Below are 14,499 nucleotides of genomic sequence, written 5' to 3'. Positions count from 1 at the left end.
CTAGAACAGGTCGTGGGCGGGCCAGACGGAGACGGACCGGTAGACGTCCCACATCATCGCGTCCAGGTCGACGTTGGCGCCGTTGGCCGCGGCCGCCCAGCAGAACTCGTTCGCGGTACGTACGACGAGCGCCTCGGTGCCCGGGGTGTAGCGGCCGTTGTGCCACCAGTTGCCGGCGTTGTTGACGTTCCAGCCGAGCCCGTAAGAGGGACTGGCCGCCGACGGCGTGGTCATGGTGCTGACCGTGTCGCGGCGCAGCAGGTCGGGAACGGTGGGGAAGCCGTCGGCGCGCACCGCGAACCGGACGACGTCCACCGGCGAGCCCAGCCAGCCGCCGTGCGCGTCCGCGCGCCGCACCGGGAGGGCGTACGGGTCGCCGGAGCCGTAGTAGACGACCTCGTCGGGCCGCCGCTCGGCGAGCGTGTCGCCGGCGAGGTACATGTTGCCGCTCCCGACGGGCTTCAACACGTCCTGCCGGACCTGGTCGACGTAACTCTGCCCGGTCACCTGCTCGATGATCCGTCCGAGCAGGCAGTAGCCGAAGTTGGAGTACATGTGCCTGGTGCCGGGCGCGAACTGCAGCGGCCGCTTGTCCAGCACCCACGTGATCAGTTGTGCCTGGTTCATGGTGAGGTTGGTGAACATCGGGTCGGTGCCGTCGCTCGGCCAGCCTCCTGAGGTGTGCTCCAGCAGGTGCCGCAGCGTGATCGCCCGCAGGTCCGCGCGGTACGGCTGGGTGCCGTACCGCGTGCCCAGAAGGGCGCCGGGCCCGAAGACGTGCTGGTCGAGCGCCAGGCGGCCGGACTCGACGAGCCGCATGACCGCGACCGCCGTGATCGGCTTAGAGAGGCTGGCGATCCGCATGACGTGCCGTTCGGTGAGCTGTTCGCCGGTGTCCCGCCTGGCCAGGCCGTACCCCTTGGCGAAGACCAGCGCGCCGCGGCGCGCGATCGCCAGCGAGACGCCGGCGACGCCCGAGGCGGTCAGGTGCCGGTTGACGGCGGCGTCGACGCGGGAGAAGTCGTTGGTGCTCTCGCTCACCCAGATCGCGGCGAAGCGCGGCAGGCCGTACCCGCTCACCTTGACCGGCCGGTAGCCGCGGCGCACGTGATCGTCGTCGGCGGCCTGATAGGCGGCGGAGTCGAGATCGTGCCCGGCCGACCAGACGGGCCCGTCGCCCTGCTCGAAGATCGCCGCGAACAGCTCGGTGCCGCCCACCACGTATCCACTGACGTGAACCGGGCGGAAACCCTGGTTCGCGAGGCCGGTGAACTCGGCCTGGTACTGGGCGGCGGTGAGGTTGTGCCGTTCCACCCAGGCGGGCCCCTGCGTCTGCTCCCAGATCGCGGCGAAGCGCGCCCACCCGCCGACCTGGTACCCGTTCACGAGCACGAGCCGGTAGCCGAGGGCGAGCAGGCGGTCGAACTCGGCCTGGTATTCGGCCGAGGTGAGGTCGTGGCGGGCCACCCAGGGCGGGCCGCCGGTCTGCTCCCAGATCGCCGCGAAGTGCGGCTCCCCGCCGAGCTCGAACCCGCTCACCACGACCGGGCGATATCCCAGGGCGGTGACACGGGTGAACTCCGCCTTGTACCGCTCTGTGGTGAGCCCGTGCCTGGCGATCTGTGGCGGGCCGGGCGCCTGCTCCCAGATCCCCGCGTATCGGGCCCGGCCGCCGACGGTGTAGCCGTCGACGTGCGTGGGGCGGTAGCCCAGCCCCACCAGCCGGTCCCATTCCGCCTGGAACTGCTCGGCGGTCAGGTCGTGCCGCGCCACGCACGCGAACGGCCCCGCCGCCGCGGTCCGTACGCCGCGACCCAGCCCCGCCAGATCGAGACCGAGCAGCGCGCCGAGCCCGGCGGCCGCGTGCAGCACCTCGCGCCGGCTGCGGGGCACTAAGGGAGACGTCATGGTCGACCCCTCGAAAGGTGTTGGATAATCCAACGATGAGGTCGCCGACCAGGGCTGGGCAAGCCTGAGCAGACCATGACTGAACCGATCGTGCCCGCCCCGGACCACGAACCCCTCTCGGTCCAGAGTCACGGACAGAGCTGGCTCGCGTCCTGGCACCCCGCCGGCGACCCTCCGCCGGGCAGACCCCACGGATCCGCCGGAGTCTGCCTGACCGACGCCGATGAGCTGGTCCTGATCAGCCACGACGGCGAGCACTGGGGCTTCCCGGCAGGACGCCCGGAAGGGGAGGAGACCTACGAGGAGACGCTGCGCCGCGAGATGTGGGAGGAGGCGTGCGTCACGGTCACCGCGGCGCGGCTGCTCGGCTACGTCCGCAGCGAGTGCGTCCGCGGGCACGAGCGGGGACTGGTCCTGGTACGCGCGTTCTGGCGGGCGGCGACACTGCCGCACCCGTGGGAGCCGCGGTTCGAGATCAGGCACCGGCGCCTGGTCCCCGCCGCCGACGCCCGCCACCACGTCCGCGACCCCAACGTCGTGAACAGGCGGTTCGACCACCGGGCCCTCGCCGAGGCGGGCCTGCTGTGAGGGAGATCGCGATCAGCCGGCCACGGTGAGGACGAGCTTGCCCCGGGTACGGCCGGCCTCGCCCCGGGTGTGCGCCGCGCCGGCCTGGTCGAGCGGGAAGGTCTCCTCCACCTCGACGGCGACCTGACCTTCGTCGATCAGGCCGGCGATCGTGGCCAGCGCGGGGCCGTCCGGCTCGACCAGGAACGGGGTGACGCGCACGTCGGCCGTCCCGGCGGCCTGGGCCAGCTCGGAGGAGATCCCGCCGGGGACGGCGACCAGCAGGCCACCGGCACGCAGGGTCTGGAGCGAACGGGTGCCGGTCCGGTCCTGCCCGTCGCCCACCAGGTCGATGACGACGTCCACGTCCTCGACGGCCTGCTCGAAGGGGGTGGCCGTGTAGTCGATGACCTCCTCGGCGCCGAGCTCCTTGAGCCAGGGGTGACGGGCGGCACCGGCGGTGGCGATCACGTGGGCGCCCAGGTGCCGGGCGAACTGGACCGCGAAGTGACCCACCCCGCCGGCCGCGGCCGTGATCAGGACGCGCTGCCCGGCTTGTACGCGGGCGGTGTCGACCAGGGCCTGCCAGGCGGTCAGCGCCGCCAGCGGCACGGCGGCCGCGTGCACGTGGTCGAGGGTGGCCGGCTTGCGGGCCCACTGGCGGGCCGGCGCGGTCACGTACTCGGCGTAGGCGCCGGCGGCCCGCGGGAACCAGGGCATGGAGTAGACCTCGTCCCCGGGCGCGAGCGTGGTGACGCCGAAGCCGACCTCCTCGACGACGCCGGAGACGTCCCAGCCCAGGATCAGCGGGAACGTCTGCAGCCCCGCCATGCCGTGACCCACGCGGGTCTTCCAGTCCACCGGGTTGACCCCGGCGGCATGCACCCGTACCAGCACCTCGGTCGGCAGCGGCTCGGGGCGCGCGACGTCCTGCACGGTCAGCACGTCCGGCCCGCCGAACTCCTCAATGGTGACGGCTCGCATCATCTCATCTCACCTTTCTCCCGCCGGGACGTTCCTCGGTCCCGGCAGAAGCAAGACTGGCCTGCGTTCGTGGAGGCGGGTGAGTGGCCGGAGAGTCATCCATCGTACTATTCCAGCCATGCCGCATCGTGTCGCCGTACTCGCCCTCGACGGAGTCCTGCCGCTGGACCTGGGCATCCCGGCCCGGGTGTTCAACGAGGCCTGCGAACCGGACGGGACCCGGCTGTACTCCGTCACCACCTGCTCCCTCGGCGGCCGGCCGGTCCGCACGCACGAGGACTACCGCCTCGTCGTCGACCACGACGAGTCGGCGCTGGAGAGCGCCGACACCGTCGTCCTCGCCACCCAGGAGCCCGGCGAGCACCTGCTCGCGACCGGCGCGATCCCCGAGGAGGTCGCCGCGGCACTGGCCCGCATCGGGCCGCGCACCCGCATCGTCAGCCTGTGCACCTCCGCCTTCCTGCTCGCCGCGGCCGGTCTGCTGAACGGCCGGCGGGCCACCACGCACTGGGCGCTGTGCGACGCGCTGGCACGGCTGTTCCCCGAGGTCGAGGTCGATCCGGACGTGCTGTTCGTCGACAACGGACGCATCCTGACCTCCGCCGGCGGCGCGGCCGGCATCGACCTGTGCCTGCATCTGGTCCGCCTCGACCACGGCGCGGCGGTGGCCTCGGCCGCCGCGCGGCGCTGCGTGGTGGCGCCGTGGCGCGAGGGCGGGCAGGCGCAGTTCATCGAGCACCCGGTCCCGCCGGACACCGACCGCTCCACCTCGGCGACCCGGCAGTGGGCGCTGGACCGGCTGGCCGAGCCGATCACGCTGGAGGACATGGCCCGGCACGCGCACATGAGCGTGCGTACGTTCACCCGGCGCTTCCGCGGCGAGGTGGGCAGCAGCCCGCTGAAGTGGCTGGCGCGGCGGCGGCTGGCGCACGCGCGGCTGCTGCTGGAGTCCACCGACCTGCCCGTCGCCCGGATCGCCGCCGCCTGCGGCTTCGGCGACCCGGTCGCGCTGCGGAAGCACTTCTACACGTACGTGGGCCTGTCACCCCTGGCCTACCGCCGCGCCCACCACGCACCGGAGCCGGCGGGGGCACGGGCTTCGGAACCGCAGACGGCACGCGCGCCGGAGCCGATGACGGCACGTTGACCCCGTACCGTCATCGGCTTTCACCTGCTGTGAGCCGGCCTGCTACGGCCGGTAGGCGTCGTTGACGTCCACCGGGGCCGCGCCCGCGGCGGTACCCCCGCCGGGGATGTGGATCGTGCCGCCCACCGCGACGGCCGCGGTCCCGTGCCGGGGCACCGGCATCGGCGCCAGGCGCACCCACCGGTCACGCGCCGTGTCGTACGCCTCGGCCTCGGAGAACACCGTGTTCGGGTTCGTCCCGTCGTGCCGTCCCTCGCCGCCGAACGTGTAGATCCGGCCGCCCACGGCCGCGGCGGCGATCCCGCCCCGGGCCGTCGGCATCGGCGCCCGCTCCGACCAGCGGCGCGAGCGCAGGTCGAGCGCGTACACGGTGTCACGCACGTTGACCTGCCCCCGGTCGCGCCCGCCGAGCACGTAGAAGGTCGAGCCGACGACGGCGCCGCCGACGTGGTCGCGCGCCTGCGGCAGGCTCGGCAGGCTCTCCCACCGGCCGGTCACGACGTCGTACGACGACACGAGGTCCACCGTGTCCTGGAGACCCCCGGGGCCGGGCGTCAGTGTGCGCATGCCGCCCGCGAGATAGATCTTCGTCCCGCGTACGCCCATCGCGGCGCTGCCCCGCTCCAGACCGGCGGGCATCGGCGGCAGCGGCGTCCACCGGCCGGTACGCGGGTCGTACACGAAGCTGTCCCGCACCGCCTGCCACGACGCGCCGCCGGACAGCCCGCCGAGCACGTAGATCCGGCCGCCGACGGTCACCACGTTGGGATGGTTCATCACGACGGGCAGCGGGGCCGCCTCCGACCAGGTGTCGCGCCGGGTGTCGTACACCTCCACCCGCCCGGTCGTCACGACACCACCGGCCGGGTCGGGGACGATGCCGCCCAGCAGGTAGACCCGGTGACCGACCGCGGCGACACTGTGCTCCTGCCGCGGCCCGCCACCGATCGCCGCCCGCCGCGACCACCCCTTCCCGTAGACCGGATCGGCCGCCGCAGCGGTCGTCGCAGGGGTCGTCGCAGGGGTCGTCGTGGGCGTCGGATGGCTGGGATGCGCGTACGCGGGCAGACCGGGGCCCGCCACCAGTGCGGCACCGAGGAACAGGGCGATACCACGTCTCATGATTCTCCTCACCTTCGTCCGTACGGGATCTTCATCAGGGCACGAGCACGAGCTTCCCCGTGACCGCCCCGCCTTCGACGGCCTCGTGCGCCTTGGCCACCTCGGCCAGCGACCACACCTGATCGACGTGCACGGTGAGCCGCCCTTCCCCGGCCAGCGACGTCAGCCGGGCGAGATCAGGAGCGGACGAATGCACGACAAGGACGGCATGCCGGATGCCGAGCCCGGCGACCAGCTCCGGCGTGACCCCCGTGTCCTGCGGATAGGCGCTGACCAGCACCCCACCCGGGCGAACGACGCGTGCCGACCGGTCACCGTCCGAGCCGCCGACCAGATCGAGCACCACATCGACCGGCTCGACCTCGGTGAAGTCGCGGGCCCGATAATCGACCGGCTCGTCCACACCGAGCCGGCGCAGCAGCTCATGCCTCCCCGCGCTCGCCGTGGCGACGACATGAGCACCCCGGGCCTTGGCGATCTGTACGGCGAGATGCCCGACACCGCCGGCCGCACGATGCACCAGCACCCGCTGCCCTGGCTCGACCCGGGCCAGACCGACGAGACCCTGCCAGGCGGTGAGACCGGCCATCGGCAGCCCCGCCGCCTGCTCGACACTCAGCCCCGTGGGTCTGGCCACGATCTCGTTGACCGACGCGAGCACGTACTCGGCATAGGTGTTGCCCGCGCCCGGCATGGCGAGCAGTCCGAGCACCTCGTCGCCTTCGGAGAACGCGGACACGCCGGGGCCGACGGCCTCGACGACGCCGGCGACGTCCCAGCCGAGCGTGAACGGCGGCTCGCCGAGCAGCGGCAGGGCGCCCGAGCGTACGTGCACGTCGACCGGATTGACCCCGATCGCCCCGGTCGCGATGAGCACCTGCCCGAAGCCCGGCTCCGGCCGCTCGACCTCGGCGAGTTCGAGCACGCCCGGCCCGCCGAGCGCGCGCTGAATGATGACACGCATGAGGAGCCCTCCTGCTAGGGGTAACGGCTTCCCGTTCACGCTCGCCCGAAGTCCGCCCGCCCACCAGGGCTGAGCTCACCCAGGGGTCAGCACCCCCTGGCTACGACTTGCCGCCAGGAGTCACCATGGAAGGGTGAACCTCCCCGAACTGGCCGCGTTCCTGAAGACCCGCCGCGCCCGCGTCCGGCCGTCCGACGTCGGCCTGCCCACCGGCCCCCGGCGCCGGGTGCCCGGGCTGCGCCGCGAGGAGGTCGCCCAGCTCGCGAGCCTGTCGGCGGACTACTACACGGAGCTGGAACGCGGCCGCGGCGTCCAGCCCTCGGCCCAGACCCTGGCCGCACTCGCCCGCGCGCTACGCCTGGAGGGCGATGAACGCGACCACCTGTTCCACCTCGCGGGCCGCCCCGTCCCGGCGGCACACGGCCCGATCGCGCACGTCCAGCCGGCCATGCTCGCCATGCTCGACCGCCTCGCCACCACACCGGCGATGATCATCACCGACCTGCACGAGACCCTGGCCCAGAACGACCTGGCCGCCGCCCTGATCGGCCGCCACCCGATGCGGACCGGCCCGCAGGCCGGCTACGTCTACCGCTGGTTCACCGACCCCGCCGCCCGCACGCTCTACCCCCCGGACGAACACCCGCACCACTCCCGCGTCTTCGTCTCCGACCTGCGCGCGGTCGCCGCCCGCCGCGGCCGCGACCCCCACGTCCTGCGCCTGGTGGCCACCCTGCGACGCCGCAGCACCGAGTTCGCGACCCTGTGGGACGACCACCGGGTGGCCCTCCGCCGAGCCGACCACAAGCGCCTGGTGCACCCGACGCTGGGCATCATCGAGGTCGACTGCCACAGCCTCTTCAGCGAGGACGGCCGCCAACGCCTCCTGTGGTTCACCGCGCCGGCCGGCACCCGAGGGGCGGCCCAGCTGGAACTCCTGTCCGTCATCGGCACCCAGGACATGAGCCTCGACGCCAGTCGAGCCCTGGGACCCGCGGGCTCCTGACAACGTCTCACCGCAGGTCACTGCCCCGGCCGGTCCGTGCGTTGATTGTCCAGCGCCTCTCGCCCTCGCTGGACAACCAGTGGGCCTCCTACAACAGGAGACGTCACCCACCGACCTGACGCAGGAAGGACAGCCCATGCTTCCGACCTTCGCTGGAACTGCCGCGGATCGAAAAAGCTCTCGCCCGACGCGACGAAGCCCGCCCGGTGCAAGAAGAAGAACTGATCCTCAGGTCGTCGCCGTCAGCTCGGACCCAGGACGGGAACGATGGTGAGAGGGCACGTCGGAAGCGTGCTGAGGATCGTGTTCACCGCGGAGGATCTCGCGCTCACCCGCGTCGCTCCCCGGACCGACCTGATGTGGGAGATGGTGGGCAGCCTGCACCGCCTGCAGTCCCGCGACGGCGGGGCAGCGCTGACCTCCTGGCGGCGGCAGGCGCTGCCCCGGCTGACCGGGAGCGGCCTGCTGCCGTCCGTACGCACCACGCTGCTGCCGCTCGCTCCCCGGGGCCCGTACTTCCCCGACTTCCTCACCCCGATCCAGGCCCAGCTGGGAGACACGGCCGCGTTCCAGGCGCTGTCGGACACCCCTCGGCAACGTCTCCGGCGTGAGATGGACATCCTGCGCCGCAGCAGCGGCCTGCCCTCGGCGAACCTGGACGAGCTCGCCCGCGGCGACCCGGCAGCCATGCGCCGGTTCGTCCGGGTCGTCACCGATTACTGCCGCGCCGTACTCACCCCTCACTGGCCCGAAGTGGACCGCGCACTGGCCACCGAACGTGCCGTCATGCACCGCCACCTGCTCAGAGGCGGCGCCGAACAGCTGCTCGGCCACCTGACTCCGACGATGCGCTGGCGTCCTCCCGTGCTGGAGGTCGACTACCCGGCGGGAGCCGGCCGGGAGATCCACCTGCGCGGACGCGGGCTGACCCTCATCCCGTCGTACTTCTGCCGGGCGAACCCCGTCGCACTGGTGGACCCGGCCCTGCCGCCCGTACTCGCCTACCCCTCGCCCCGCCAGACCGTACAGAACACCACCGGAGGTGACGCTCTGGCGGCGCTGCTGGGCCGGAAACGAGCCGAGCTCCTGACCCTCGTCGACCGGATGCCAGGCTGCACCACCAGCGAACTGGCCGCCAGAACGGGCATCTCGATGTCGACGGCCAGCGAGCACGCGCACGTCCTGCGCCGGGCCGGCCTGATCGTCAGCATCCGGCGCGCCAACCTGATGCTGCACCACACCACCCGGCTGGGCGCCGACCTGCTCGCCGGCGCACCGGGTGCGAAGGCCGCGCATTCCCGCAGGCGGGAGCCGGACGTACGTTGACGTGCGTCTTTCGGTCCCCAACGAAACAGTCTTACCGCGATCACGGGCGCTGACTGATTCTGGCTGCGGCAGGACATCCCCTCGGCAGGACCTCAGAAGGAGGGCCATTGCGTACGAGCAGCGTGTCCGGCGGCATCGTGCTCATGGCCCTCACCGCCGTACTGGCAGCCCTGCCGACCGCCGGCTGCGGCCCCGCGCCCGTCACGGGACCGCAACCGGCGCGGCTGCTCGCCGTCTCCCACGGGGGCGCCGTGCTCTACGCACCCGAGACGGGGCTGCTCACCGGTTACGGCCGTTCGGGCACTCAGGTCTGGCAGGACCGCGACGCCGCCGCGTACGGGGTCGAGGTCACCTGCCTGGCCGAGTGCCCGGACGCCGTCGTCTCGCAGATCCCCACCGAGGAGGCGCCGCCGCTGCGGCCGTTCCTGCTCAGCGGGACGGGACGGGCGCCGTTCCCGGTCTCGCCGGCCGCGCACGCGCACGTGCTGTCCGCCCGATCCGCCGGGGACGCGGTGGTGGAGGAGACGGACGACGCGGGCCGCACCTGGATCCGGGTGGTGCGCCCGGACGGCTCCGAGCGGCTGCCGGTCACGCACCGGGGGTTCCGATGGGTCGAGTCCACGGACGGGACCGCCGCCTTCGCCTACCCGTGGAAGACCGGCGCGCCCCAGGACCACCTGCTCAGGTTCGCCCGCGACGCGAACGGCTGGCGGCGTACGGAACGGGGACCGTCCCTGGCGGAGACCTGCGTGGCCGTCGCCATCGCGCTCAAGGGCGAGTGCGTGACCGGCGGCCGGGCGGCGGCGGTCGTCACCCGGACGGCCACCATCGGAGGGCGCTTCCACACGACCGTGACCGGGCTGCGCGCGGACGGAGGAACGGCCTGGCGTCGTGACTTCGTCGCGGAGACGGGCGTCACCGCTCATCCGAGCGACGACGTCATCGGCTTCGCCGACGGGGGCACGTTCACGGCGCTCGACACCGCCGGCGACATCGCCTGGACGAAGGACGGCGTCCTGACCGCCCGCTTCACCGCAGGAGGGGAGCTGGTCACCCTGACCCAGAACGGCCGGGTCGAGTGGCACCCCGCCGGAACGAACTAAACCAACCGGAGGAGAACCACCATGAAGAGAATCATCGGCGGAATCGCGACCACCTCGCTCGTCGTGGCGACCACCATCCTGGCCACCACGACGGCGGCGCACGCGGCCAGCACCAGCGGCTCGTGCAGCGTGGGCAACGGCTGGAGCGCGAGCGGCGGCTTCAACTACACCAACTCGGGCACCAACCACAGCGTCTCCAGTTACTTCTGGAACATCAACGGTCAGTCGGGCTCGACCCAGAACGACGTCTACGGCGAGATCCGCCGGGACCAGACCGGGCCGGACTCGTCGCTGTGGTCCTTCTCGACGACCAACGCCCGCAACGGCTCCGGATCCGTGGGCGTCAACAGGACCTGGCCGACCAACTACGCGCTGTTCGCCCAGACCAGGATCGTCTTCGACCGGAACAACGCCAGCGACCCCTCCTGCACGGCCACCTCGGGCCGCGTCTGACCGGCCGACGAACCCCCCCGCGCGACGGAACCTCCCTCCCGCCGCGCGGGGACTTACTGCCGCTCGATCCACAGCCCCGCCCATCGCGGCTCGCCCTCCTGCCCACCGCCAGGGTGCAAACTCGTCTCCCTCCGAGCGAGTTGACGTACTATATATTGATTATAAGGAGCGTTAACTCAAAACAGCAGAGGAGTGCCGGCATGGAGTTCACCGTTCTGGGAGGGCTCGGCGGGATCGGGTTCGTGCTCGTAGGAGTCGTCATCAACGCCATCTACCTCCGCTCCGGCCTCCCCCTCCCGACCTCCGGCAAGGGTCTGGACGCGACCACCGACTCGTACAACGGAATCGCGGACGCCCTGAAGAAGCCGTCGGTGCTCGTGCCGCTGACCTGGCTGTGCCTCACGCTCTTCGCCGCCGGACTCCTCTCCGTGCTGTGGCGCGGAAACGGAGATCAGGGCGCGTGGGCGCTGGTGGGCTTCGCCGGCGTGCTGCTGCAGAACGCCACGTTCACCTGCGTCGAGGCACTGCGCTTCGGCATGGCAACGGCCGCCCGCCACGGACGCGGCGAGATGGCCGGCCTGTGGGGGATGAGCAACGTACTGTTCGGCTTCAACCAGGCATTCCTGGCCATGGCCCTGCTCGGCTTCACCGCCGCCGGGGTCAGCGCCGGCCTCGTCCCCGTCTGGCAGGCGGGCCTGGGATACGTCAGCGCCGCCCTGCTCCTGCTGTCCGCGCTCGCCGCCCCGTACAACGTCGAAGGCGGCAACCGTCTCGGGCTGGCCGGGCTGATCGGCTGGCTGGGCTGGATCACCTGGATCGTCGCCTACAGCGTCTCCCTGCTGCTGCGATAGCGTCACTCAGCATGAGCGCAGAGGGGACCCGTCGCCGCTACGACTCGCTGCGCCGTACGGCGCAGGCGATGGAGACCCGCGCCGAGATCGCCCAGGCCGCGCGCCGCCTCTTCGTCGCGCGCGGGTGGACGGCGACGACGGTACGCGACGTCGCACGCGAGGCGGGCGTCTCCGTGCCGACGGTCTACTCGGTGTACGGCAACAAGGCCGGCCTGACCCGGGCCCTGGCGGACGCCGTCGGCCTGTCCGCCGACCCCTCGCGCCAACTCGCCGAACTGGAGGCCCCGGGGGCCACGCCCGAGCAGCAGTTGGCCGTGATGGCGGCCTTCGACCGGCGGCTGTACGAAGACGCCGGAGACATCATCGTCCCGCTCCGCGAAGCCGCCCGTACGGAACCCGAACTGGCCGCCCTCTACCGCGACAGCCGCGCCCGCGCCGCCGAGACCCGCGTGGCGGTGTTCTCCTCGTGGTCGGCCGGCACCCTCCGCCCGGGCCTGGACGTGCCGACCGCCGCCGACATCTACGCGGCCATCTGCAACATCGACGTCTACACCACCCTCACCGCCGAACGCGGCTGGCCCCCGGACCGCGTCGAACGCTGGTGGGCCGAAGCCCTGCCCCGCGAACTCCTGAACCTCTGACGACGCGCCCCCGGCCTGCCCCCACTCGCGATTGAGCCGACGCCATGGCCGGGGCTTGACTCCTGGAGCCCCCGCCTTCATGATCGCATTGCATCGAACTCATGTTCCCATACGCACTTCCAGGAGGACACGTGCGCTTACCGAAACGCGGTGCCGGCTCATCAGTGACGCGCCGCCTGCTCGCCCTCAGCGGAGCCTTAGCCGTGGCGGCCGGCCTGCTCACCTCACTCGCGCCGGCCGCCTCAGCCGCCGACTCCACGACCGACCTCGGCGTGCTCATGCCGTCCGTCGCATCGCGAAGCGGTGTCGTAGCCGCTGGCGGCGGCAAGGTCTTCGTCTCCGCGAACACCCGGATCATCGTCGCGGACACCCGGGGCGTGCTCACCGGCAGCATCACCGGTCTGTCCGCCGCGGCCGGCCTGGCCCTGAGCCCCGAGGGCACCCGCCTGTACGCCGCGCTGGGCGGTTCGCACCAGGTGGCCGAAGTCGACACCGCCGACCTCACCATCATCCGGCGCATCGACCTGACCGCCTACCCGTGCCCGGTGAACCTGTCGCTGTCCGGCAGCCGGTTGTGGGTCGGCCACGGCTGCTACCGCGAGACCGGAGGCGGCGTCATCGGTCTCGACCTGTCAGCGCCGGTGCCGGTGCCCGTCCCCATCGACGCCGACACGTTCGACGCACCCCGGGTCGCCGTCGCAGGGGACACACTGGCGGTGGCCAACACCTCCGCCGAGTCGTCCGACCTGCTGATATACGACGTCAGCGACACCCCCGCCACCCTGCGCGGCACAATCGAGAGCCACCCGAACGACCAGGGTCTCCCGAACGGCCTCGCGCTGACGCCCGACGGCTCGACCGTCATCTCCGTGGCTGCCGACACCCACCAGCTCGCCGCCTGGGACACCACCAGCCTGGCCAAGGTCCGCGACTACGCCACGGAAGCGGCAGACTCCCCGGCGGCCGTCGCGATCAGCCCGGACGGCGCCCACATCGCAGGCGGCTGGAAGAGCGCCTTCACCCTGTACGGCACTCCCACGGCGACGACGCTGCACCAGACCACCCCACCGGCGGCCCATTCCCTCGGGAGTCTCGCCTTCTCCGGGGCCGACGTCTTCGGCGTGCTGCGGGGAAACAATGACAAGCGGCTCCGGCTGTGGCGGCTGCACGGGGTGACCCTCCCATCGTCCAAGCTGACCTTGACGGGGCCGTCCAGGGCGACCGCGTACGAGGAGTTCACCCTGACAGGACGCCTCACGCTGAGCGACGGTTCGGCCCCTGGCGTACAGACGCTCACCGTGACCCGTAGGTCGCCTATAAGCGGCAGTCCTGTGACACCACTTCCGGATGTGACGACCGCGGCAGATGGAACGTTCACCATCACAGACACACAACCGCCCACCAAGGTCACGTATGACGTGCTCTGGAACGGCAGCACAGATCACCGATGGAGCAAGGCCCACAGGACCATATCCATCACTCTGCCCCCTTCGTCGCTGACCCTGTCCGGCCCGTCAGAAGGGTCCGTCGGCGAACAACTCCAGTTCAGCGGCGTGCTGAAGGCCGGCGACCGGGTCTTCCCGTCGACCACCACGCTCAAGGTGCACCGCGCGCTCGCCCGCGCCGACCTGACCCAGCTGTTCGAGCTGACGCCCGCTCCTGACGGCTCTTTCAGCTTCACCGACACCCCCACCGGGCCGGGTGAGTACACCTACGCCGTCGAGTGGGAAGGCGACACCTCCCATCGGGGAACCTGGGTCGAACGCGACGTCACGGTCCTGGAGCAGCAGGAATAGCTGACGAGCTCCTGCGGTGGGTGGCCGGAGCGCTCAGACCGCACCGCGCCACCTGCCGCATCGCGTACGACGGCCTGCCCGGTCCCGGCCTCGGATCGCTGAGCCGATACGGTCACTCACCAGACTGCTTCAACCCGTGCTGAAAGGCCGCGCCGTGACCATTGTGACCGCAGACCTCTACGACGAGCGGGGCGAGCAGTTCGACTCCTGCGACCTCCAGCTCTCCCAGTACGGCGGCCGCCGCGCCTTCTCCGGCACGGTCGCCACCGTCCGCTGCCATGAGGACAACGTCCTGCTCAGGTCGGCTCTGGAGCAGCCCGGCGAGGGACGCGTCCTGGTGGTCGACGGCGGCGGCTCCCTGCACACCGCCCTCATGGGCGACGTCATCGCGGGCCTCGCCGTCACCAACGGCTGGGCGGGTGTGATCATCAACGGTGCGGTACGAGACGTCGCCGCCCTGCGTGAACTGGACCTGGGCATCAAGGCACTGGGCTCCAACCCCCGCAAGAGCGCCAAAACGGGAGCCGGCGAACGCGACGTCCCGGTCACTTTCGGCGGCGCCACCTTCCGCTCCGGAGCCGAACTGTTCAGCGACGACGACGGCATCCTCGTGACCCGCGCCTGACCATGA

The 14,499-nt window shown here is 71.8% G+C and carries 14 protein-coding genes; 10 read left to right on the top strand and 4 right to left on the bottom strand.

Translation table 11 applies throughout. The annotated features are described in order from the left end of the window. Complete coding sequence (locus tag B0I32_RS49650) at positions 1–1,908, bottom strand: serine hydrolase (RefSeq protein ID WP_181308655.1); 1,908 nt, start codon at positions 1,906–1,908, stop codon at positions 1–3. Between the two features lie 75 nt (positions 1,909–1,983). Between B0I32_RS49650 and B0I32_RS49645 the strand changes: the two genes are divergently transcribed. Beyond that, positions 1,984–2,496, top strand: coding sequence for an NUDIX hydrolase (locus B0I32_RS49645; protein ID WP_106251728.1), 513 nt, complete (start codon positions 1,984–1,986; stop codon positions 2,494–2,496). A 12-nt stretch (positions 2,497–2,508) separates the two neighbouring features. Here B0I32_RS49645 and B0I32_RS49640 read toward each other — a convergent pair whose 3' ends face one another. Next, a complete protein-coding gene (locus tag B0I32_RS49640; protein ID WP_342751846.1) occupies positions 2,509–3,462 on the bottom strand; it encodes an NADP-dependent oxidoreductase in 954 nt (317 codons plus the stop codon). A 115-nt stretch (positions 3,463–3,577) separates the two neighbouring features. Here B0I32_RS49640 and B0I32_RS49635 point away from each other — a divergent pair, with 115 nt between their 5' ends. Next, complete coding sequence (locus B0I32_RS49635; protein ID WP_106251727.1) at positions 3,578–4,606, top strand: GlxA family transcriptional regulator; 1,029 nt, start codon at positions 3,578–3,580, stop codon at positions 4,604–4,606. A gap of 42 nt (positions 4,607–4,648) precedes the next feature. On the opposite strand, the gene B0I32_RS49630 is transcribed toward B0I32_RS49635, so the two are convergent. Both B0I32_RS49630 and B0I32_RS49625 read right to left on the bottom strand, forming a co-directional pair. Beyond that, positions 4,649–5,728 (bottom strand): Kelch repeat-containing protein, encoded by a 1,080-nt coding sequence (locus B0I32_RS49630; RefSeq protein ID WP_106251725.1) that lies wholly within the window; start codon positions 5,726–5,728, stop codon positions 4,649–4,651. Between the two features lie 34 nt (positions 5,729–5,762). Continuing rightward, positions 5,763–6,692 (bottom strand): NADP-dependent oxidoreductase, encoded by a 930-nt coding sequence (locus B0I32_RS49625; protein ID WP_106251723.1) that lies wholly within the window; start codon positions 6,690–6,692, stop codon positions 5,763–5,765. A gap of 133 nt (positions 6,693–6,825) precedes the next feature. Between B0I32_RS49625 and B0I32_RS49620 the strand changes: the two genes are divergently transcribed. The 8 genes from B0I32_RS49620 to rraA all read left to right on the top strand — a co-directional run bounded on the left by B0I32_RS49620 (position 6,826) and on the right by rraA (position 14,493). Beyond that, complete coding sequence (locus B0I32_RS49620) at positions 6,826–7,698, top strand: helix-turn-helix transcriptional regulator (RefSeq protein WP_106251722.1); 873 nt, start codon at positions 6,826–6,828, stop codon at positions 7,696–7,698. A 291-nt stretch (positions 7,699–7,989) separates the two neighbouring features. Next, the gene (locus tag B0I32_RS49615) at positions 7,990–9,024 is read left to right on the top strand and encodes a DUF5937 family protein (RefSeq protein ID WP_245956640.1); all 1,035 of its coding nucleotides are present in this window, start codon (positions 7,990–7,992) and stop codon (positions 9,022–9,024) included. A gap of 107 nt (positions 9,025–9,131) precedes the next feature. Then, the gene (locus B0I32_RS49610; protein ID WP_146178604.1) at positions 9,132–10,127 is read left to right on the top strand and encodes a hypothetical protein; all 996 of its coding nucleotides are present in this window, start codon (positions 9,132–9,134) and stop codon (positions 10,125–10,127) included. 21 nt (positions 10,128–10,148) lie between these two features. Next, positions 10,149–10,580 carry a hypothetical protein gene (locus B0I32_RS49605; protein WP_106251716.1) on the top strand — a complete coding sequence of 144 codons (432 nt, stop codon included), beginning with the start codon at positions 10,149–10,151 and terminating at the stop codon, positions 10,578–10,580. Between the two features lie 200 nt (positions 10,581–10,780). Next, positions 10,781–11,431, top strand: coding sequence for a hypothetical protein (locus B0I32_RS49600; RefSeq protein ID WP_106251715.1), 651 nt, complete (start codon positions 10,781–10,783; stop codon positions 11,429–11,431). An 11-nt stretch (positions 11,432–11,442) separates the two neighbouring features. Then, positions 11,443–12,072, top strand: coding sequence for a TetR/AcrR family transcriptional regulator (locus B0I32_RS49595; RefSeq protein ID WP_106251713.1), 630 nt, complete (start codon positions 11,443–11,445; stop codon positions 12,070–12,072). A gap of 131 nt (positions 12,073–12,203) precedes the next feature. Further along, complete coding sequence (locus B0I32_RS49590; protein WP_146178603.1) at positions 12,204–13,868, top strand: YncE family protein; 1,665 nt, start codon at positions 12,204–12,206, stop codon at positions 13,866–13,868. A 154-nt stretch (positions 13,869–14,022) separates the two neighbouring features. After that, complete coding sequence (rraA, locus tag B0I32_RS49585; protein WP_106251789.1) at positions 14,023–14,493, top strand: ribonuclease E activity regulator RraA; 471 nt, start codon at positions 14,023–14,025, stop codon at positions 14,491–14,493. Positions 14,494–14,499: the final 6 nt, after the last annotated feature.

This window comes from Nonomuraea fuscirosea, assembly GCF_003001935.1.
Classification (GTDB): domain Bacteria; phylum Actinomycetota; class Actinomycetes; order Streptosporangiales; family Streptosporangiaceae; genus Nonomuraea; species Nonomuraea fuscirosea.
Note: the sequence above shows the minus strand (reverse complement) of the source record. Positions and strands in the feature narration are given on the sequence as shown.

Bases quoted from the DNA above. Each gene is read 5' to 3' on its own strand.
- B0I32_RS49650 (WP_181308655.1), bottom strand. From the start codon at position 1,908: ATGACGTCTCCCTTAGTGCCCCGCAGCCGGCGCGAGGTGCTGCACGCG.
- B0I32_RS49645 (WP_106251728.1), top strand. From the start codon at position 1,984: ATGACTGAACCGATCGTGCCCGCCCCGGACCACGAACCCCTCTCGGTC.
- B0I32_RS49640 (WP_342751846.1), bottom strand. From the start codon at position 3,462: ATGATGCGAGCCGTCACCATTGAGGAGTTCGGCGGGCCGGACGTGCTG.
- B0I32_RS49635 (WP_106251727.1), top strand. From the start codon at position 3,578: ATGCCGCATCGTGTCGCCGTACTCGCCCTCGACGGAGTCCTGCCGCTG.
- B0I32_RS49630 (WP_106251725.1), bottom strand. From the start codon at position 5,728: ATGAGACGTGGTATCGCCCTGTTCCTCGGTGCCGCACTGGTGGCGGGC.
- B0I32_RS49625 (WP_106251723.1), bottom strand. From the start codon at position 6,692: ATGCGTGTCATCATTCAGCGCGCGCTCGGCGGGCCGGGCGTGCTCGAA.
- B0I32_RS49605 (WP_106251716.1), top strand. From the start codon at position 10,149: ATGAAGAGAATCATCGGCGGAATCGCGACCACCTCGCTCGTCGTGGCG.
- B0I32_RS49600 (WP_106251715.1), top strand. From the start codon at position 10,781: ATGGAGTTCACCGTTCTGGGAGGGCTCGGCGGGATCGGGTTCGTGCTC.
- B0I32_RS49595 (WP_106251713.1), top strand. From the start codon at position 11,443: ATGAGCGCAGAGGGGACCCGTCGCCGCTACGACTCGCTGCGCCGTACG.